The organism is Chroococcidiopsis sp. CCNUC1, assembly GCF_023546805.1.
Classification (GTDB): domain Bacteria; phylum Cyanobacteriota; class Cyanobacteriia; order Cyanobacteriales; family Chroococcidiopsidaceae; genus Chroococcidiopsis; species Chroococcidiopsis thermalis.
Map to the genome: position 1 here is coordinate 109801 of NZ_CP097482.1, position 21404 is coordinate 131204.

At 45.3% G+C, this 21404-nt stretch carries 12 protein-coding genes and 2 pseudogenes; 2 read left to right on the forward strand and 12 right to left on the reverse strand.

The features are described 5' to 3' along the window. Positions 1-27 precede the first annotated feature (27 nt). The 12 genes and pseudogenes from M5J74_RS31460 to tnpA all read right to left on the reverse strand — a co-directional run bounded on the left by M5J74_RS31460 (position 28) and on the right by tnpA (position 18976). Positions 28-1395 carry a cytochrome P450 gene (locus tag M5J74_RS31460; protein WP_250017972.1) on the reverse strand — a complete coding sequence of 456 codons (1368 nt, stop codon included), beginning with the start codon at positions 1393-1395 and terminating at the stop codon, positions 28-30. A 37-nt stretch (positions 1396-1432) separates the two neighbouring features. After that, the gene (locus tag M5J74_RS31465) at positions 1433-2806 is read right to left on the reverse strand and encodes a cytochrome P450 (protein ID WP_250017973.1); all 1374 of its coding nucleotides are present in this window, start codon (positions 2804-2806) and stop codon (positions 1433-1435) included. Between the two features lie 157 nt (positions 2807-2963). After that, positions 2964-4718, reverse strand: a complete 1755-nt coding sequence (locus tag M5J74_RS31470) for an ABC transporter ATP-binding protein (protein ID WP_106216185.1) — start codon at positions 4716-4718, stop codon at positions 2964-2966. Beyond that, entirely contained in the window at positions 4715-6469 is a 1755-nt protein-coding gene (locus M5J74_RS31475; protein ID WP_106216186.1) for an ABC transporter ATP-binding protein, read from the reverse strand. Before M5J74_RS31475 ends, M5J74_RS31470 begins: the two co-directional genes overlap by 4 nt. Positions 6470-6523: 54 nt before the next feature. After that, on the reverse strand, positions 6524-6865 hold the full coding sequence (locus M5J74_RS31480; protein WP_146139690.1) for a hypothetical protein: 342 nt from the start codon (positions 6863-6865) through the stop codon (positions 6524-6526). A gap of 137 nt (positions 6866-7002) precedes the next feature. Further along, complete coding sequence (locus M5J74_RS31485; RefSeq protein WP_250017975.1) at positions 7003-9174, reverse strand: TonB-dependent receptor; 2172 nt, start codon at positions 9172-9174, stop codon at positions 7003-7005. After that, entirely contained in the window at positions 9144-9602 is a 459-nt protein-coding gene (locus M5J74_RS31490) for an AMIN domain-containing protein (RefSeq protein ID WP_250017976.1), read from the reverse strand. The genes M5J74_RS31485 and M5J74_RS31490 overlap by 31 nt, the downstream gene beginning before the upstream one ends. A 50-nt stretch (positions 9603-9652) precedes the next feature. Further along, entirely contained in the window at positions 9653-13735 is a 4083-nt protein-coding gene (locus M5J74_RS31495; RefSeq protein ID WP_250017978.1) for a non-ribosomal peptide synthetase, read from the reverse strand. Positions 13736-13778: 43 nt separating this feature from the next. Next, entirely contained in the window at positions 13779-14237 is a 459-nt protein-coding gene (locus M5J74_RS31500; RefSeq protein WP_106216206.1) for a holo-ACP synthase, read from the reverse strand. Between the two features lie 473 nt (positions 14238-14710). Then, positions 14711-16174 (reverse strand): ParB/RepB/Spo0J family partition protein, encoded by a 1464-nt coding sequence (locus M5J74_RS31510; RefSeq protein WP_106216190.1) that lies wholly within the window; start codon positions 16172-16174, stop codon positions 14711-14713. Positions 16175-16228: 54 nt separating this feature from the next. Then, on the reverse strand, positions 16229-17332 hold the full coding sequence (locus M5J74_RS31515) for an acyltransferase domain-containing protein (RefSeq protein ID WP_106216191.1): 1104 nt from the start codon (positions 17330-17332) through the stop codon (positions 16229-16231). A gap of 1200 nt (positions 17333-18532) precedes the next feature. Then, a pseudogene (gene tnpA, locus M5J74_RS31520) lies at positions 18533-18976 on the reverse strand (IS200/IS605 family transposase). A gap of 167 nt (positions 18977-19143) precedes the next feature. On the opposite strand from tnpA, the pseudogene M5J74_RS31525 reads away from it, so the two are divergent. Beyond that, a pseudogene (locus M5J74_RS31525) lies at positions 19144-20846 on the forward strand (IS1182 family transposase). A gap of 71 nt (positions 20847-20917) precedes the next feature. Beyond that, on the forward strand, positions 20918-21391 hold the full coding sequence (locus M5J74_RS31530) for a hypothetical protein (RefSeq protein ID WP_250017981.1): 474 nt from the start codon (positions 20918-20920) through the stop codon (positions 21389-21391). The last annotated feature ends 13 nt before the right edge of the window (positions 21392-21404 follow it).

Genomic DNA, 21404 nt, shown 5'->3' on the forward strand with positions numbered 1-21404 from the left:
GGTGAGTCTTACTTTGGCGAGAGGAGATTAAGTTAGACTAGCGATCGATGGTTGAGAGGGAACCGATCGCCGCTCAGTCACAATCAGTTTAACGCCTCTTTCAGGTGGGAATAAAATCCCGCTACGTTTAGGGCGTTCTGGGCGTGAATCTGCTAACGTTAGCTGATAGTGTGATAATATCGTTGCTAAAATCAGCTTCATTTCAAATATGGCTAGCGCCGCTCCAATACAGACGCGGGAACCTCCGCCAAAGGGCAAAAATTCATAGGCAGAAAACTGTCGCTCTAAAAACCGCTCTGGCTTGAAATGGTTAGGTTCTGGATATAAATCTTGCCGTTGATGCGTCAGATGAATATTGCCAATAATGAGCGTACCTGGTGGGAGTAAGTGACCCATAACTTCAACTGGAGATTCTACCCGACGCGGGAAAGTAAACATCTGCGTTGGGTAAATACGTAGCACCTCATTGCAAACGGCTGAGAGATAAGGTAACTGAGCAATTTTTAATGGATTGGGCGTATTCCCTAAACTCGCTAATTCTTGAAGTAAGCGATCGCGTACCATAGGCAAACGATGAACCCAGTACAAAGCCCACGCGACTGCCGTTGCAGAAGCATCTTGACCCGCAAATAATAGAGACGGCAACAGATCGCGTACTTCTTCATTACTCAGTGGTTGTCCCGCTTCATCACGAGTCGAGAGTAATTCTGAAAGAACGTCCGATCGCTCCAATTTGGATTGTCGTCGGTCATCGATCTCTGCTTCCAGCAACCGATCGAATTGGCGGCGCAGTTGCTGAAAATAGCCCCAAGGGGCCAATTTTCCTAAGTCTCGCTGTAATGCAGGAAAGGCTAAACAAACTTCAAACTTAGGAGAATTAACAAGATGTAATAACGGTGGCAATACTTGCCTGAATTGCTCGTAGCGATCGCCTGCCTGTAATCCTAACACGATCGACAGGATAACCTCTAAAGTAATGGTTTCAATCGCAGAATAGGCAGTAAAACAAGTTCCAATTGCCTGTCGATCGAAAATCTGGAGCGTCAGGTCGCAGATCCGGTGTCCGTATGTTTGAATTCGGGTTCCGTGAAAGGCTGGCATCACCAACTTACGATGCTGCCGATGCCGTGTCCCACTAAGTAACAATAAGCCGTTGTTACCGACAACCGGAGCAGCTGTTTGGTTGAACTCACCAGGTGCTGTAATTTCCTTTGTATTAGTAAATATCTCTTTCAATCCTTGAGGATGACTTACAAAGATAGTCGGCTTGCCAAAAGCAGTTGTAAAGATATCTCCATATTGCTGACTCATGCGATCGAGATAGCCGAAAGGATTCGACATCAATTGCATGTTTTGCAGCCAAATCGGTGTGTTAGGTCCATTCGGTAAACTCATAGATCTAATTAGTGATGAGTGAATGATGCAAACTAGATTATGAAACTGATGCCATCAATGATGTAGATGGCATTGCACGTCTTGCTGTCACGATCGCCTTCACACCACCTTTGGGTGGAAAATTGACACCTCGACGTTTGGGATATTCAGGCTGTTGAGTGGCTAACGTTAATTGATAGTGAGACAGGATTGTTGCCAAGATTAACTTCATTTCAAATAAAGCTAATACCTCACCTGGGCAACGTCGCGTACCGCCTCCAAAGGGTAAAAACTCATAAGCGGAAAACTGTCGTTCTAAAAATCGTTCCGGTCGAAATTCTTGAGGGTTGGGATACAAATCGGGGCGCTGATGCGTCAGATAAATATTGCCACGAATGACAGTACCTGGTTCGAGATGATAGCCCATTAATTCTACGGGCGATTCTACTCGTCGCGGAAAAGTCACGACTTGCGTGGGATAAATCCGTAAAGCTTCATTGCAAACTGCTGTAAGATATGGCAATTGCACAATTTTCAACGGCTCCGGTAATTCTCCTAGATCGCTCAGTTCTTGCAAAAGTCGATCGCGCACTTCAGGCAAACGATGAACCCAATACAACACCCAGGAGAGTGCCGCTGAGGAAGCATCTCGTCCGGCAAATAATAATGAAGGAAATATATCTCGAATTTCTTCATTAGTAAGCGATCGCCCTGTTTCATCTCGTGCAAAGATGAGTTCGGTCAATACATCTGGACGAGTGGAATCTGCTTGCCGCCGCCGCTCGTTAATTTCATCATCCAACAACTGCTCGAATTGGTGTCGCAGATATAAAAAATATCCCCAAGGACTCCATTTCCCTAAATCCCGTTGCAAGGCTGGAATGGCTAGCGCCAGTTCGACGTAGGGCGATCGCGCACAGTTCATCAACAAAGGCAATAACCGCTTTAATTGCCGATCGCGCACTCCAGTCTGCAAACCAAATACGACTTCTGTAATGAGATCGAGCGCGATCGTTTGTAGCGTTGGATAAGCTAAAAAGGGCTTGCCAACGGGTAGGCGATCGAATGTTTGCCGTGTGAGGGCGCAAATCTGCTGAACGTAAGCTTGTATGCGCATTCCATGAAAAGCTGGCATGAGAAGTTTGCGCCGCTGACGATGATGAGCGCCACTGAGAAGCAGTAACCCGTTTGTGCCGACTATCGGTGCTAAAATCTTGCTAAAATCACCTGGAGCGGTAATTTCTTTCGTATTCGTAAATATCTCCTTTAAAGCTTCTGGATCGCTTACCAAAACAACGGAAATAGGACCAAAAGCGGTTGTAAAGAGATGACCGTACTGTTGACCTAGGCGATCGAGGTAACGAAGTGGATCGCTCATCAATTGTAGATTTTGTCGCCATGCTGGAATTTTAGATCCATCAGGGTATTTCATAGGTGTCAATCCACAAAGTCGATAAATGCACTGAAAAGTAGAGGCGAAGTATTGGCGCACAGGATTTCAATGACAATCGATGGATTTTGCTGCCAATACTTTGCCCTTACAGTCGATTTACAAATCGGATTGTTCAGAAACTTCTAACTAGATCTCTTCAAGATTGGCTGACTGAAGATAATCGTTGTCCGCTAACTTTCCATTGACGGGCTTGTTGACGAGAGTCCCAAAGTCGGCGATAAACACCGTTTAGAGCGAGAAGCTGTGCGTGTTTTCCTTGTTCGACAAGTTGACCGCGATCGATGACTAAAATTTGCTCGGCAGAGGTAATCGTGGATAGCTGATGTGCAATAACAATTAGCGTTTTAGATTGAACTAAAGCATTAATTGCGGTTTGAATTAGTTGCTCGTTTTCTGGATCGACCGAAGCCGTTGCTTCGTCAAGCAGTACAATTGGCGCATCTTTGAGAATGGCACGCGCGATCGCAATTCGTTGCTTTTCTCCTCCCGATAACGTCGCGCCTCCTTCGCCGATCGTCGTGTCATACCCTTGAGGCAATTTCATGATAAATTCATGGCATTGTGCAGCTTTAGCAGCAGCGATCGCTGCTTCTTCTGTCGCTGTCGAATTACCAAATTTAATATTATTCAGAATGGTGTCATTAAACAGATAAACCTGCTGAAACACCATGCTCAGATGAGACAGTAATTCATCAGATGGAATATCTTTGATATTGACACCACCAATCCAAATTTCGCCGCTATCTACATCCCAGAATCGCGCAATTAAGTTGGTAATTGTGGTTTTACCCGCACCAGACGGACCTACTAATGCTGTCATACCGCATTCTGGTATGCGAAAACTAACGTTTTGCAGGATGGGTGTATTTTCATAGGAAAAGGATACTTCCTTGAACTCAATATCAAAGGATTGCGGCGATCGCCCTCGGTCGGGTGTGGGTAAAGGTGGGGTATTTAAGACACCAACCACGCGCAGCAAAGCTGCATTCATCATTCGAGTACGAGCTGAAAAATCAAACAACCCTGATAGCGGCACGTATAATTGCCATCCTAATACCAGAAATAACAGCAGTGTGGGAACTGTAATAGTATCGTTAAACAGAAAATAAGTGCCTGCTATCAAAATTGCCACAAAGCCTAATTCTAGAACAGCAGAAAATGCAATCGTAGGCATTACCAACTGAGTCACGAGCTTCAGATTGGCTTGTCGATACTGTTCTAAAGCTTGTTTGAGATTTTGAAAGCGAAACCCAGTTTGATTAAACGCTTTCAGCACTGCCAGTCCTTGAATATATTCGATCGTGCGGGAGTTGGCTTCGATTGTCGATCGCTTTTGTAGGTCGGCTAATTGCTTTAGTTGTGTTTGATTAATCAGATAAATCGCGATCGCAATAGGAACACCAGCTAGCGTTGCCAAAGTTAAACGCCAATCTATCCAGGCAAGAAACAGTGCAATAACAGTGGGAGTGGCGATCGCGCTAAAAATTTTGGGATAAACCCAGGAGGGGAGCAGCTCAATTTTTCGCATATCATCCGTGACAAGCGTATTCAAATCTCCCACTTGTTTATCTGTGAAAAAGCCCATTGGCAAGCGACGAATATGGTTTCCGAGTTGCAGGCGCAAATCGCCAAGCATCCGAAAACTTGCCTTGTAGGTTAAAACATTTGCCCAGTACAAGAAAAGTCCTTGCAGTAGAAGGCTAACGCCAATTCCCCAACACAGCAGCGCCGCCTTAGAAGGAGTGAGCGATCGCTCAAACAGATCTACTAAAATCCAGCAAACAAATCCATACGGAACAGCGGCTAACATGGATGCAATGATATGCAGAACTGTGCCTTGAATCAATTGTGGTTTTTGTTGACCTGCTAGCCGAAAGATTTGGTTCATCATAAAGCGATCGCTTCCTCCTCAGCAAACGTCCAATGCTGTGCGGCAATATGGATTTCCCACATTTGGCGATAGAGTGAATTAGTTTGCAATAACTCGTGGTGCTGCCCAATGCCTGCAATTTCTCCATCATTAAGCACGATGATGCGATCGGCTGCTGTAATGGTAGAGAGCCGATGGGCAATGAGTAAAAGTGTTTTACCTTGAACTAAAGTATCGATCGCAGCTTGAATTTGCGCTTCATTTTCTGGGTCTATAAAAGCAGTCGCTTCATCCAAAATTACGATTGGCGCGTCTTTCAAGATGGCTCTGGCAATGGAAATTCGCTGTTGCTGTCCGCCGCTTAATTTAGCCCCTCTTTCGCCAACGATAGTTTGATAGCCGTTGGGTAACGCTTCAACGAACTCATGACACCGTGCAGCCTTAGCAGCAGCAACAATTTCATCTAAAGTTGCCTCCGGTTTACCCATGCGGATATTGTCATAAATGGTATTGTTAAATAACACAACATCCTGAAATACAAAAGCAATTTGCTCCATCAACGCTTCAGAATTTAGCTCTTTAATATTAATGCCACCGAGACAAATTTCACCTGAACTCACATCCCAAAAGCGGGCAATCAATCGAGTAATTGTTGTTTTACCCGAACCTGAAGGACCAACCAATGCAGTCATGCTATTGGGCGACAAGGTGAAGCTAACGTCACGCAATACAGCTTTATCTTGATAAGAAAAATGCACGTTCCGAAATTCAATGGTTAGATTGTCGGGGATCTTTGCGTTCTCCGATTGTGGAAGTGCAGGTTCATTTAAAATAGCAAAGATGCGATCGAGTCCTGCTTGCGTTTGGGCGTAAATATCGCTCGATTCAATTAACTTCACCAAAGGCGCACACAACCCTAATCCCAGCAGCAGAAACAAAATAAATGTTGAAACGGATAAACTACCTGTATTCATCAGCCAAACGCCCAGCGGCAATATGACTAGTAAATTTGCCGTAACGCTCATTGTAAACAGCGTCCAGGGAAACATCGATTGGTTGGTGCGGTCTTCCTCTAGCTGATGATAAGCCTTGACAGAATCTTTGTACTTGGCAAAGGATTCTGTGGTCTGGGTAAAAGCTTTGATGACTGCCATGCCCTGAACGTACTCAATTATTGTTGCATTCATCCGATCTTGGGCAGCATAATAGGCAGACAACAAGGTTTGAATGCAGCGAAACATGAGAAATAGAGATAGGAAGACGATCGGGATTCCAGATAGTGAGGCGATCGCCATCCGCCAATCAACTGTAAATAGGTAAATGGCAGTCACGATGACGGTTGTTAATAATCCAATGCCTTGCGGAATACCATGAGCAACGATCAATTCCAAATGCTCCACATCCTCATTCATAATCTTTTTCAACATTCCGGTAGAGCGGGAATTGAAGTATCCCAATGGCAGCTCGCCAAATTTTTGAGATAGTTTGAGCCGCAGATCGTAAAGAATGTTGTAAGCCGCAATGTGAGAAAGTGTATCTGCCACGCCAAGCAAACCCCAGCGCATCACGATCGCGGCAAAACTGACAACCACCAATCGCCAAATTTCAGCTCGTTCAACAGGTGGATTCAGCAATGCATTAGCAATGGCATAGATGCAAATAAATGGAACCAGTCCCATTGCTGTTGCGGCGATCGAGAGTCCGACCGAGAGAATTAACTTTCCCTTTTCGGGTGCCAGTAAAGGCAAGAGGCTAGGCGATTTGGCACTCATGATAAATTCGCCAACAGTAGAAGATAAAGATGCGATCGAATAGACAATAACGCTCTAACTCGCTAAGCTCATTTGCTCCTCAATCCATTGCTCGGCATCCGATACAGAACCAAAGACTCGTCCCGAACAGCCAAACATATTTTCCATAGCTTTAGGAGCGATCGGCTGCCATTTCTCTACTAGAATGGCTGAATCGAGTACCATTACAATCCGATCGCAACGTTGGGCAATGCGTGGTTTGTTCTGCCGCAACCATTCTGCTTCTCGTTTTTGACTTCCTTCGGCTCGGTTTGCTTCAGCCGCTTCTGCATCAATTTGATTGAGAATCAGGCTAAAAGTTTTGTCTTGCGAAAGCCATTCATCAAAACGAGAAAGATAAGTTTCGATGTCGTCCATTTGTTTTGGACCATTGAAAGTCACGCAGAAAATAGACCCTGGTTTTTCATCAATTTGGATCACTTTCTTCCTCCCAATCGACACTTTACTCGACATTTAACATTAAGAGAACGCGATCGCCATGCCTCAATCGTACATTAAAATTCACTTTTGAACTGAATTCCAAAAGTAGCTGGAGTTCCGTATTGTCCGGCATTAAACCCCAGATCTTGAGATAAAGTTAAATATTCCTTATCGAAAATGTTATTGGCGAAGAGATAGATCCCATAGTTGTTGAATTCATAACCGAGTTTGGCATTGACCAGTGCAAATGCACCTTGACTAAACTCATTAGATTCATCAAAATAGGTTTTCCCCGTTCCAAGTAGCTCGATTCGTCCGAAAATTCCACCAGGACTGCGATATTGCAACGCTAGATTGTAGGTGAGGTCTGGCGAGAACGGTAATTTGTTGCCGTTAAAGTCTTCTCCAGTAAACGGATTGCTGTAGTTCGTGAATTCGGCATCAACAAAGCCAAGTCCCGCAGTAATATCAAACCCATCTACAGGCGTTGCCCGTGCTTCAATTTCAAAACCAGTGATGCTCGCGTCTGCGTTGGCAATTTCGACAGTTTGCCCAAATGGACCTGGAAGATTGACTTGATAATCATTGACTGGATTGTGGAAGAATGCCAGATTGAGACCGAGGCGATCTTCAAACCAGGATGATTTTAAACCTACTTCGTAGTTCCACGATCGCTCTGGCTCATAAGTCAAAATATTCTCATTTTCAGCTCGGTAATTTACACCGCCTGGGCGATAGCCCCTAGAAACGCTGGCATATGCCATAATCTCAGGGTTGAAACGATATTCCACTGCAAATCGAGGCAACCATGCATTTCCATCTTGTTCGACATTATCGAAGGATGCTAGCACTTGGTCGGGACTACCTGGCGTAGAAAGCACGTTTTCAAAATTATCCAGCGTGCTGTTAATAGTTTCGTAACGCAATCCAGCTGTTAGCGTCAAATTATCGGTGGCACTATAACTTGCTTGGCTAAATATCGCAAACAGTTTCTCGTCAACTTCTGCGCTTCTAAGTTGCGATCCTCCTGCTGGAAAATCGAAAATAGCAGCATCCTCGCCAAAATTCTGACCATCATCTTCTGTATTAAATGCTCTCGATTCAAAGTAACTACCAACGAGCCATTGCCAAGGTCCTGACTCCTCCGGCGATTGCAATCGCACTTCTTGACTAAACAATGTTGAATCAAAGTCGCTGCTGAATGTACCTAAATTGACTGTCGTTCCATCGAGATCGGATTCTGCCTGGTTCCGAGAAAAACGCCGTGAAGTAATAGAAGTAAAGCGGAAATTATCTCCGTTATATGCCACCCGCAGTGCTTGTGTATTGGAATTAATGTTGGTAACGCCATTGAAATCCTGCTCTACCTCAAATGGAGTAGAGTCAACCAGAACGAGCGGCACTCCGTCATTGTAGTCTGCAAACGAGGTATTGAATAAAACTTCCCACTCGTCAGAAGGTGTCCATAAAAGCTGCCCCCGACCGTTGCCTCCCGATCGATCGTCGAGATTATTGTCTAAAAATACATTATCAAAATAGCCGTCGCGTGTATCATAGCTCCCCGATAATCGGAAAGCAAGGCGATCGGGAATTAACGGACCACCGACACTAGCTTGCACGTCAAGATCGTCAAAATTTCCGTAACTAGCACTACTTCTAAACTCAAACTCATTTGGAGGTCTGCGAGTAATGACATTGACTACCCCTGCTTGTGCGCTGCGACCGTAGAGCGTACTTTGCGGACCCCGCAGCACTTCTACTCGCTCCAAATCGATGAGATCCTGAGTAATGAAGCCACCATAATCGTAAGGAATGTCATCAATGTAAAATCCGGCAGCATCACGGGAAGCAAAGTTAGAGTTTGACAATCCTCGAATACTGTAGATATTAAAGTAACGGCTGCCGGTTGCGTCAAAAATGGAAAAGTTCGGCGTGCGACGGGCAACATCAGTAAAGGAAGTGGTGTTGGTGTCTTCCAATTGCTGTTCTGTAAACGGCGTGATGCTGATTGGAACGTTTTGGACGTTTTCCTCGGTTTTTTCGGCAGTGACAACAATTTCCATCTCGTCTTCTGTTCCAGGTGCTGTTTCTCCCTCGACTGGAACAGATGGCTTTTGAGTTGGGGGCGTGGGTTGTTCTGCTGGTGGTGTTGGTGCTGGCTTAACTTCTGCCGGACGCTGAGCGCTAGGTGTGGGTGCAGTACCCAAACTGAGGACTAAACCGCTTTTGCCCGACTGCACTTGCACGGGGGTACGCCTGCTTTGCCCACCACTCTGACTCGAATACTGTTAGCAGTGGTTTGCTCTACGCTCACAGATGCAATTTCCGCTGCCGGATTTTCTTGGCGGAAGCTTTTGCCTTGTGGTAGCCGCAACTGAGCATTGATGATATTAGCTACGTATGTATTGCCGAAACCAGCCGTTATGACTCTGGGAGCAGCACCATCTGCTGTTGCCAAAATCAATTCCACTCCGCTATCTGTAGAGTTGACTCGTACATCAGTCACTTGCGTTATGGCTGCTTGTGCTGGTTGGGCGATTAATGGCGAAGCCGACCATGCTACACCTGCAATTCCCAAAATACGACAAGATGGAGCAATTAATAGTGAAGCCGACCATGCTACACCTGCAATTCCCAAAACACGGCAAGACGAGCGGAGACGCGCTCTCTGCATACACTCCTCACACTAGAATTTGTTTCAATTAAATTTCATTATCACTATACCTAATTGAGAATACTTTTCAATTTTTTTCCTAAATCTTTAACATATGGTTCGGCAAACATCGAGAAATGATTGCCAGGAACGTCGATCGCCCGAATGGATTGGCGCGTATATTTGCCCCAACCCAGCAGTGGATCGGAACTGGAAAACTCAGCAGTTTGAAACGGATACACTAGTGCTTCACGAGCGCGGAACAGGATCGTGTCTTTGGGATAGGGTTGTGGGATATAATCCCGTAAAGCTTGTACGTGGGCATTGAAGAGTTTGTAACCGCGCAAATGCTGCTGAATTTCAGCATCGCTGGTGATGTTTGCCCGATTCATGAGTAGCCGAAACCGATCGTCCGGTGAAAGCGGTAAGAGTTCCTGATAGGATATGGATACGTCTATTCCAAATAGATACTTCGCAGATTCGGCAATGCGGATGATAAATTTAGCACTATCATCTGCTGTGGTTTGAATCTTTGTTTCCGGTGCGATCGCATCCATAACAACAAGCAAGTCAACTGCCTGCCCTTGCTGGTGTAATTGTTGAGCCATCTCGAAAGCAACGACTCCACCATAACACCAACCGCCAATGTGATACGGCCCTTCGGGTTGAACGGTGCGGATGTATTCAAGATAATGGGCTGCTGTTGCTTCAATGGAAAGAATTTCTGGTTCTGCTAGATCGGGATTCTGTTCGATCGCGTAGAATGGTCGATCCTCACCTAAATACTTTGCCAGTTTGGGATAAGCGACGATCGTCCCACCCGCAGGATGAATGCAGAAGAAAGGGCATTTAGATCCAGATGGCTGAATGGCAACGAGCGGAGAACCAGTTCCAGCACCAATACGCTGCTGTAGTTGTTGAGCTAGTCGTTCGATGGTTGCCCCTTCAAATAGGCTAGAAAGCGGTAGCGTCTGCCCAAATCGTTCGTAAATTTGCGCCATCAGACGAACTGCTAGGAAGGAGTGCCCACCTAACTCAAAAAAATTGTCTGTGATGCTAATCGGTTTCACCTGAAGCAGCGTCTCCCAAATGTGCGCGATCGCCAGTTCCCACGGATTGCGCGGTGCGATATGCGTAGAGATTGCCGTCGGACTAATCGTTGCTTCTAGCGGCAGCGATCGCCGATCGATTTTACCACTTGGCGCGATCGGCAATCGATCCAGAACCACATACCCCGATGGCAGCATGAAATCTGGTAGTTTAGTGCTAAGGACTTGGTGAAGTTGGGAAACGATCTCTTGTTCTTCAACGGCTGTTGGAATGATATAAGCAATTAACCGTAAATCGTCTTGCGTCGTTTGACGAGCAATGACAACTGATTCCTGCACTGCTGAATGTTGAGCGATCGCTGCTTCAATTTCAGACAGCTCAATCCGAAAACCACGCAGTTTCACCTGGAGATCGCGCCGTCCCCAATACTCTAAATTACCGTCACTTAAATATCGAACAATGTCCCCTGTCTTGTAAAGTTTCCGATTCGGAATAAAAGGATGATCGATGAATCGTTCTTGAGTTTGTTCTACGCGCTGCCAATAACCTTTGGCTAAACTATCTCCACTGACATACAGCTCGCCCAAAACGCCGATTGGAACGGGCTGTAATTGGCGATCGAGTACATACACCTGGGTGTTATCAATTGGACGACCGATGGGAACGCGAGATGCTGAATCAGGTAATTGGTGCGTGTCATAGTAAGTGACATTCGCAGACACTTCGGATGAGCCATAAAGGTCGATCAGCCTTGCAGTAGGCAGCACGGCTCGGAATGTCTTCACCAAATCGGCAGATAGCTCTTCTCCGCTGGTAATCCAAATCTTTAGGTCGGAGAGCTTTGACGTAAGATGCGCGTAATTCTGCAACAGTAAACGAAGTAATGAAGGCACTAAAATAATGCGCGTCACTCGATACTTCGCTAGTGTTTCTAAAAATTGTTGGGGATCTTTGACAATCTCAATGGGAATGAGAATGAGGGGAATTCCTTGCAGCAGCGGTGCAAAAATCTCCCAAACTGAATCTACAAAGCTTATAGCAGTCTTCTGACAGCATCGTTCGCGAGCCGCAAAGGGATAAGTTTTCCAATACCAGTGCAGTCCGTTCGCTGTTCCTCGGTGGGTTCCTAAAACACCTTTAGGAGTTCCCGTTGAGCCAGACGTGTAGATGATATAGGCGGGATCGTCTGCGGTGACTGAACTGTGTAGGTTTGCTTGAGATATTGGCATTTGCTCAATCTCTCGATCGAGACAAATGGGTACGGCAGATGAGGCAGGTAATTTCTCCAAAAGACTTTGCTGCGTCAAAATCAAGGATGCTTGAGAATCGGACAACATGAACGCGAGGCGATCGCTCGGATAATTAGGATCGAGCGGAACATAAGCTCCCCCAGCCTTGAGAATGGCAAGAATTCCGATTACCAATCTCGGAGATCGATCCAGGTAAATGGCAACAGGCGTACCAGTCGTAACACCCAATGACCGTAAGTAATGAGCCAGTCGATCTGCTGCTCGATTCAATTGTTCGTAGGTCAATGTTTCGGAATCATTAAACAATGCAGGATTGTGGGGCGATCGCTCTACCTGTCGTTCAAACAGTTGATGCAGAGTCGCATCATGAGGATAGTTAGCGCGAGTCTCGTTCCAATCTGCGATCGTTTGCTGTCGAGCTGATGCTGTTAACAGCGGTAATTCTGAAATGGAGCAATCTGGATAAGTGACAAAGCTTTCTAATAGCGTTTGATAATGTTCGATGAATCGAACAATTGTCGTAGCATCAAATAGATCGGTATTGTATTCCAAAAAACCAGATATGCCGTCTTGTACCTCCATCACGGACAGGAATAGATCGAACATTGCCGTATCGCCATCTACATTGGAGGGACAAGCTTTTAAACCAGCTACGGTTCGAGCGGGCATCGGCGCATTTTGTAAGGCAAACATCACTTGAAACAACGGATTACGGCTGAGATCGCGCTCTGGTTGTAGTTCCTCAACTAGTTTTTCAAACGGCAAATCTTGATGTGCATACGCGCCTAGCGTGACTTCTCGCACCTGTGCCAATAGGTCTCGTGCTGTCAGATCGGATTGCAAATGAGTGCGAATAACGATTGTATTTACAAAACAGCCAAGCAACTTTTCGAGTTCCATCCGATTGCGGTTCGCAACGGGTGTACCAACGAGAATATCGTCCTGCTCGGTGTAGCGATATAGCAATACATTAAAGGCTGCAAGTAAAGTCATGAATAACGTGACTTCTTGTTGCTGGCTCGATTGATGCAGCCGTTTGGTTAACGCGGCAGAAAGGCTAAAGTGATACCTTGCTCCAGCAAATGAAGCGATCGCAGGTCGTGGGCGATCGGTTGGTAACTGTAAGATAGGTAATTCGCCGCTTAAATGTTCTTTCCAATAAGTGAGTTGAGTATTGAATATATTCCCTTGGAGGCGATCGCGCTGCCAAATAGCAAAATCTGCATATTGAACTGCCAGTTCCGGTAATAATTCTGTCAATGGAGCAGGGCAATTGTCTGAGAAAGCAGCATAAAGCGTTGCAAATTCTTGCATTAATACACCCATCGACCACCCATCAGAAATGATGTGATGCACGATCAGCAGCAAGACATGTTCTGTCTCACAAATCCGCAATAGCGATGCTCGGAACAGGGGAGGTTGCGTTAGATCGAATGGTTTGCGCGTTTGTGCTGCTGCGATTTGCTGTACTTCTGTTTGCCAATCTTGAGACAGTCTGAGATCGATCGTCGGCACCTCTATTATCAATTCTGGAAGTATCTGTTGCACGGGGCGATCGTCAATTTGAGTGAAAGCAGTACGCCAACTCTCATGTCGTCTCACGATCTCAGCAAAACTGCGCTGCAATGCAACTTGATTCAATGCTCCTGTAAGATGTAAGGCAGCAGGAATATTATAGAAAGAACTACCACCATAATACCGATCGATAAACCAGAGTCGCTGTTGAGAAAAAGATAGAGGAGGCGGAGTACGATCTGACCGCTTGGGAATCGTTTGGCGGCTTAACTGTTTGCCTTTCCATTGTTCTAACAGAGCTTGCTTGGCTGGAGATAAATGAGAATATTGCTGATTCATGGATTCAACTTGAATACTGTAAAGTTTCAAATATTAGAAGAAATTACTGAGCTAGAACCTGAACTAATACGTATTGCTCCCAACACGACCAAGTAGCTAACCATTCCCGTATACCTAATCTGGATGCCTCAATACTTGCTTGTCCGTGGAGATGAACGATCAACTTACTATGCGTGATGTTGGCTTCTATTTCATTCCAACCAATGCCAGCTAATCCCGTACCTAGGGCTTTTCCCACAGCTTCTTTGGTGGCAAAGCAAACTGCATAAGACTGGAGCGGATTATGAGCTGCTTGGCAACGGTCGATCTCGTCAGGCGCAAACAGCAAATTCAAAGTTTCGCGATCGCACTGGTCAATCAATTTGGTAATTCTATAAATGGGTGTGATATCTATACCAATCCCCTTAACTCTGGCTGTGCTTTCGTACTCAGGAGATAACGCTTCAGACTCTTGCTGCTTAAAAAAATCTGTTACATTTTGGCACTGTTGGTCAGTTCTCATGATTGTTTCCTTTTGTTTGCAATTACCCAACAGAATTGTACTTTTTCTCATTTAGAACTAGTTAGCTTAGCTGTCTCGATCAGACTACACACGTGAGCTAGCGTCATATCCTGTCGAGATTCAAGCTTTATATTGAGTCCCAGCTTGCGTTTTAATCTCAAAGAAATTTCTACTGTTTCAGTGGAGTCAAGCTGTAGATCTTGGTGTAGTAAAGTGCATTGATGAAGCATCCCTTCCGGAATACCTAACTCAACAAGTGTTGCCTTCAGAGTATCCATTGCCCCTAAAGCGTCCATAAAGTAAAAGACCTCAAAAACGTATTGCTCAATTAACTTTTTAGTAGTCAATCTGTATTTCAAAGCATCTGCAATTAGTGCATTTGTCTTGCAAAATGATTGCGATCGAGACCCTGTGATGCCTGCGATCTGGTACTTAGAACTCATTAAAAAAATGCTATTTAAATTATCAACAGTTCAAGCTAAGTACATTGTCTTGCTAGCGATCGCAACACAACTACTTGTAGTGAGTAATTGTGCCTGTCGCAGGACTTCCTCAGCAAATGTGGGATTGCTCTGCATCTGCTGAAACAGAGTAACAAGCGTACTCGGATGACCTTCAATTTCGATACGAGCACCAGGGAGAATGACCTCAAAAGTTTGAAGCACTTCCTCAACCTGCTGATGCTTCTCCTGTTCGATACTGATAATGCGGACATGTTCTTTTAGCACTTCCTTTGAAACATCACTGGCTTCTGGTTTTGATTCAAATACTACTTCTGAGTATTCTTGGGAATGTCGGTCAATTGCTTCAATATTCTCATTTCCTGGTCGTTCGTTGCCGATCTCAACAGTTTCTGGAGCTATTCGTTCCACGCACTCGGAGCTTAGTAAAAGTTTTGCTTCTTCATGTCCCTCGACATCCACCTGAAGCAGATTGTCAGTTGTCACCTGGCAAACCCTTGCAGTTTTACCAGTCCACTGTTCCTCTAACTCACCGTTTTGCGAAGGCAAAACACGAATGTAATCGCCTACCTGAAACTGCTTGGAGGGAGCAGTTGCCTTCAAGTCTAGCTCAAGAAAATGTTTGTCTCCTTTAGGGGTGGGAACATGTATTCTATTCAATTCAAGCAACCTAATTTCCGATTTTTCAGAACAGTAGGGGCGATCGAAAACCCTATTTTGAGTTTGAACGAAGCTACCATTTTCTGATTGTAACGGTGTTTGTGTGTCTGCTGTTGTAGATAATTGCTCTCTCGTTTTATCTGTACTAGTAAAGGTTTTATCAGTAGGTTTCGCTTCAGGAGCTTCCGTTGGAGTAGACTTTTCTGTAGAAGCCACCTTTTTACTACGTTTACTAATACTAGCCGTGCTGATAGTGTAAGTTGTACCTTGGCGCTGAGCCATGCACTCTTGAGTTTGAGCTTCTAGTCTTTGCTGCACCTTTCTCAAAGTATCCTCATCAACACCGCACTTTCTGGCATATACTTGGTTTATCTGCGTGTCACACGCAGATAGTTCTTCCTTTAGTTGGCGAACCAACCACTCTCCAACGCCACATTGCTTAGCAACTTCTCTGTTACTCCACAGGCACCACTCGCGATCGCCTAGTAGTGTCAGTACAGCTCTTCTCTTATCAGCGTTGGAGCGCCTCAGCCCGTGTATAGCGTTAGCTCCGACTGAATGGAGGACAGCATCTCGGCGGCTTCCCTGTCGAATGTCTACTGCGATGGTGGGAGACTCTATCTTTTTGGCAGCCTCCAAGCGGTGAAAGCCGTCAGCCAGCCAGTAACTTGTCCCATCGTAGAAAACGATCGCCGGAGGAAACTTTGCCCCTGCGGTCATAGCTTCGGCATACTCATTAATTAATTCTGGATTAAGGCTAGCGCGGGGTTGAGTTCCGCCATCGGTAAGGATGAGTGAGAGTTCAATTTGTGACATATCTAACACCTTCTCAGAATCTTCATCTCATGGGTATCTATGCAATACAACTCCTCAGCAGTGCAATTTAATCTCTGATTTGGGTTTACGGGATGCTATCTTCAAGTCAGGTAGAGAGTAGTCTCGGTCAGTTTTACTCCAATTTAATTTCACGCCACGATTGTATAATTCATTCCAACTCTGAAGGAGTTGCTGCGAATCGGACTCATTTTTTCGCAGCGAGGCTAACCAAACGCCTTTTCCTGAAGGTAAACATCTACGACCCATTTCTATCAGCACGGGATGAGGACCAATCTCTAAAAAGATCTCGCACTCTTGTTCGTATGTAGTTTGTACTCCTGCGGCAAATCTGACTGGTTCGCGAATATGACGACACCAGTACTCAGCTTGAGATACCTCTTTTCCACTAACTAGGTTGCCAGTCAAACTAGAAACTAAGGGGATGTGGGGAGAAGAATAGTTGACCTGCATGGCTGTTTGTTTCAGGACTTCGGTAGCAATTTGTTCAAAACTATCTAGTATTGGTTCCATTAAAGGAGAATGAAAAGCGTGTGACACATGCAAAAATCGGGATTTAATTCCCTCTGCTTCTAGTTCTAAAGCTACAGAACGTACTGCTTTGCGCCTACCAGAGATTGTTATATGCTCTGGGCTGTTTATTGCCGAAATTGTTACCTGTTCGTTGTCAGATGCGATCGCTGCTCTTACCTGTGCTTCAGAAGCAAACACTGCCACCATCTCACCACACTGGGGTAAAGTCTGCATCAGCCTTGCACGTTGGGCGATTAACTTTAGTCCATCTGACAAACTGAAAATTCCAGCGATACAAGCTGCTACGTACTCTCCAACACTATGACCGATCACTATGTCTGGCTCTACTCCCCACGAACGCCATAACTGAGCTAAGGAAAATTCCAAAGCAAATAAAGCAGGTTGGGTGTAAGCAGTTCGATCGAGAAGGGTAAGTGCTTGTGTCTTGTCTCCCGCATGTGGATACAACACAGAGAGCAAAGGTTGTTCCAAATGAGGGCGTAAAATTTCATTGCAGTACTCTAGAGATTGACGAAAGATCGGTTGAGTCTCATAAAGTTGGTATCCCATACCTACATATTGGGAACCTTGACCTGTAAACAAGAAAGCGATTTTAGTCTTGCTCATAATCTCGAATGATTCTATTCGCTTGACGGAGGATAGCAGCTATAGAGCTACCAACACTGCCAGTTTTGCTAACCTCACGGGATTGGCACGCCCAAACAGCTACCTTCCTCCTGCGAGTAATTGAGCTGAGATTCATACCGACTTAGCTATACGTGTAACTGCCTCTTCTGGAAATGAGGTGAGAAAAGTTCTGGATGAGACAAGTTTGTGATTGTGAGCGTAGCATTAGCACAGCAAAGAATCTGGAAGATACGTCACTACACTGCGTTTCGCTCAGCGTGACATCAAACATGAGTTTTGGTTATCGCCCAAAAGCCTGGAGAGCCGTGTAACTTTGCTTCTTCTTACTTGGGCTACTCTACAATAATTCTGTCGTAGTGGAGTCTATAGAGCAACTGATGCTCAACTACGAGAAGTATTTCAAGTTCTTATACGCATTAGCACAATTAGCTGAAAATTTGAACAATAAAAAGTCTATGCGAGCGGTCATGATAATACACCCTTAATGACAAACGATGGATAAACTGAATCGGTCAAAGAGCGAGCGCTTCCAATTAAATTGCCACGAGAAACATTTCTAGTCCTGTTAGGCACTAGTCTTCTCAATCTATCTATTTCTATTTCAATCTGACAGTCCAACCTCTTCAGCCCAAAAGATGTGTTGGCTCTGCTGCTCAACCTACCTCAACCCGCTGTTGTTGAGAACTATTTTTATTAACACTAAATAGCCTATTACAGATGCTTGCTTCAAACAAGCCAGAAAATATAAACTTTTGTTGAAGACAAAGCTGCTACTACTAATTATTGACACAGCTCCCGAAGTACGGTTGTAACCAGACAGATATATCTCAATCGCCGGGACTACCTAGATTAAAAGATTTTGGCAGATTTATTGCGAAAAGTTTTTTATAGTTTTAGTTAGCTAAATCAGTTGAAACTGATACATACGTAATTTTTTTTGGTTCACAGGGAATAGTATTATAAAAAACAATCGTATTCCGAGCGGATATGCGTTAATCTTATTGTGTCCGAATCGCAATAAGTTTTGGTAGAGTCATTTACTATTGTTACTGCTGCCCAGCTGCAATCGACATAGAGATCTAATGTCACAGACAATAAGTGTTACTACTAGTTCATGGGCAAAACCACCTCGGCTGCTTCAAATGAACTACCCCGCCGCAAGCGGACGGGGTATCAGAATCAAAAAAGAGTCAATTGCTCATCTCGGTGCAGCTTAAGATAGTCATTTCCTTGTTTTTTTACATATTTAGCAATCATACCTTCGTCTCCATGCTTTCCAACTGTAGTGGCAAAATAACCATCACTCCAAAACTCACCACCCCATAGCTGTTGTTTCACATGAGGGCAGCGTTGGAACACTTCTCGTGCAGTCAGACTTTTCAACATTGTGACAAGTTTGGTCACACTGTAAGTTGGTACTGATTGCACCAAAAAATGCACATGGTCTTTGTCCACGCCAATTTCGACAAATTTGATTTCGTAACGCTTCTCAATTTCTCAGCACACTTCTCTCAAAACTGCATCCACTTGTTCGTCGAACACAGCCCGTCGATACTTAGCGGGAAATACTAAATGGTAAAGCAAAACTGTTACGTTATGACTTTTATGGATATATTCGCTCATTCTTTGATTTTACGCCGCAAAGCGGCGGGGAATTTGACCCGCAGAGATTCGGGTGCGAGTAGCAATGGATACTGTTGGCGAAGTCAAAAAAGGGCAGGCATGGGAAAATACTAAGGTGCTAGCATTAACCCCCATCGATTGGGGAAGCAGCTGGAGGAATCGTCGAAGTGCTTCAACCTCAAACCATTAGCCCTGTTCCAGAACAAACGGTGCGTGTCGCTCGCGCTGCCTTTCCCAAAGGTAATCTCTACATCACCATGCGCGACGAAATAGGAACTCTCTATAACGATCGAGATTTTGAAACATTGTTTCCCACGCATGGGCAACCAGCTTTTAGTCCTTGGCGCTTAGTGCTAATCTGTGTGATGCAATTTATGGAGGAACTGTCAGATCGGCAAGCAGCAGAGGCAGTCCGCAGTCGAATCGATTGGAAATATGTCTTAGCTTTAGAGTTGACTGACCCTGGGTTTGATTTTAGTGTACTGTGCGAGTTTCGAGCGCGGTTAATTGCCGGAGGTAGCGAGCAACAGTTATTGGATACGCTGCTCAAGCAGTTCAAGGAGCGGGGTTGGCTGAAAGCAAGAGGGAAACAGCGCACCGACTCAACACATGTGCTGGCGAGCATCCGCACCCTGAACCGACTTGAAAGCGTAGGCGAGACCCTGCGTGCTGCACTTAACACTTTGGCTACCGTTGCTGCCGACTGGTTGTGTTCCTGGGTTCCACAGGAGTGGTTTGACCGCTATGGGCATGCAGTAGACGAGTATCGTTTGCCCAAAGGCATTGCGGCACGCAAGGAGTACGCCCAAACTATTGGCTGTGATGGAATGCATCTGTTGATAGCTATTTACGATGATGAAACAACACCTCAATGGCTACGGCAAATACCCGTTGTGGAGATTCTCCGGCAAACGTGGGTGCATCAATATTATATTATATGGATAATGGTCAAGTGTGCTGGCGGGAGAAAGCAGACTTACCACCAGCAGGCAACCGCTTTGACTCCCCCTACGACCCTGATGCCCGTTATGGCAACAAGCGCTCTACCACTTGGACGGGCTATAAAGTGCACATTACTGAAACATGTGATGTTGACGAGGTTCATCTAATTACTAATGTGGAGACAACCCATGCCCATCTTTCCGATGTGGAGCAGACAGAGCCTATTCATGAAGCACTTTCCGCTAAAGCATTGCTGCCAACAGAGCATATTGTAGATGCTGGTTATGTTGATGGAGAGCTGCTGATTAGTAGTAAAGTCGAGCATGGAGTAGATCTCATTGGTCCTGTACGTCCGAATACAAGTTGGCAGGCTAAAATTTCTGGTGGATACGACAATAGTCAATTTATCGTCAACTGGGATGCGCACACAGTTACCTGTCCTCAAGGTCAAACAAGTACCACTTGGACTCCCAGTGACGATAAGTGGGGTAATGCTGGAATTAACGTCAAGTTTTCTCGCCCAGTCTGCCGAGTCTGTAATTCTCGGTCTTTATGCACTGGCTCAAAAACCGATTCACGATTCATTAGATTGCGCCCCCAGGCTGAACATCAAGCTATTCAATCGATTCGACAGCAACAACAGACGGCGGAATGGAAACAACGCTACAACCGACGGGCTGGAGTTGAAGGGACTATATCACAAGGGATTCGGTCCTTTGGTCTGCGGTGAGCACGTTACATTGGCTTGGCAAAAGCCCGATTACAGCACATTATGACGGCTGTAGCAATTGATCTAGTTCGCGTGGTTGCCTGGTTGCGCGGTATTCCCCATGCAAAAACCAGAACCTCACGATTTGCTGCCCTAGCTCCAACTGGAAGCTTTCTTCGTGAAGATTCTGGCTCCCAAGCGCATCTGAATCATCCTTAACCTGGTAATACACGGTTGACCGTTTTTCATCTAAGAGACTAAAATTACGGTGTAATACATGGAAAATGGCTATGAAACGTGATGTCCAGGGGAAGTTCGCGCTCAAAAACGAAGATTACCGTAAGGTCCGCTCTTTGAGACTAACCGATCGAACCTGGAAGGCATTGGGCATTGCTGCTGAATGCTCAGGCGTAACTAGAGCTGACTATTTAGAGCAGATTGTTAGGGAGCAGAACCGCTCAAGTATTACACAGCAGAAAGAAGAAGTTCTGCCGAGTATTACACGGAACGAGGTCAAAGAGCTGCCATGTAATACTTGGCAGGATAAGGAAATAGAGCGACTCAAAGCGGAGATACACGACCTGAGTCAAGAAAACGTACAGCGAGTGGAGCGGGCGACAATTGTGCTCCCCCAGATCCCAGACCTTGAGGCAAAACGCGATCGTGTTTTGCTTGACCTCAAGTTAGGTAAGCAAGCCCCTGGATATAAAGCTGCTCAAAAAGCTCTCAATCGCTTCATCGCGCTCATTGAACCGCCCAGATGACAGCTTTTTTCGA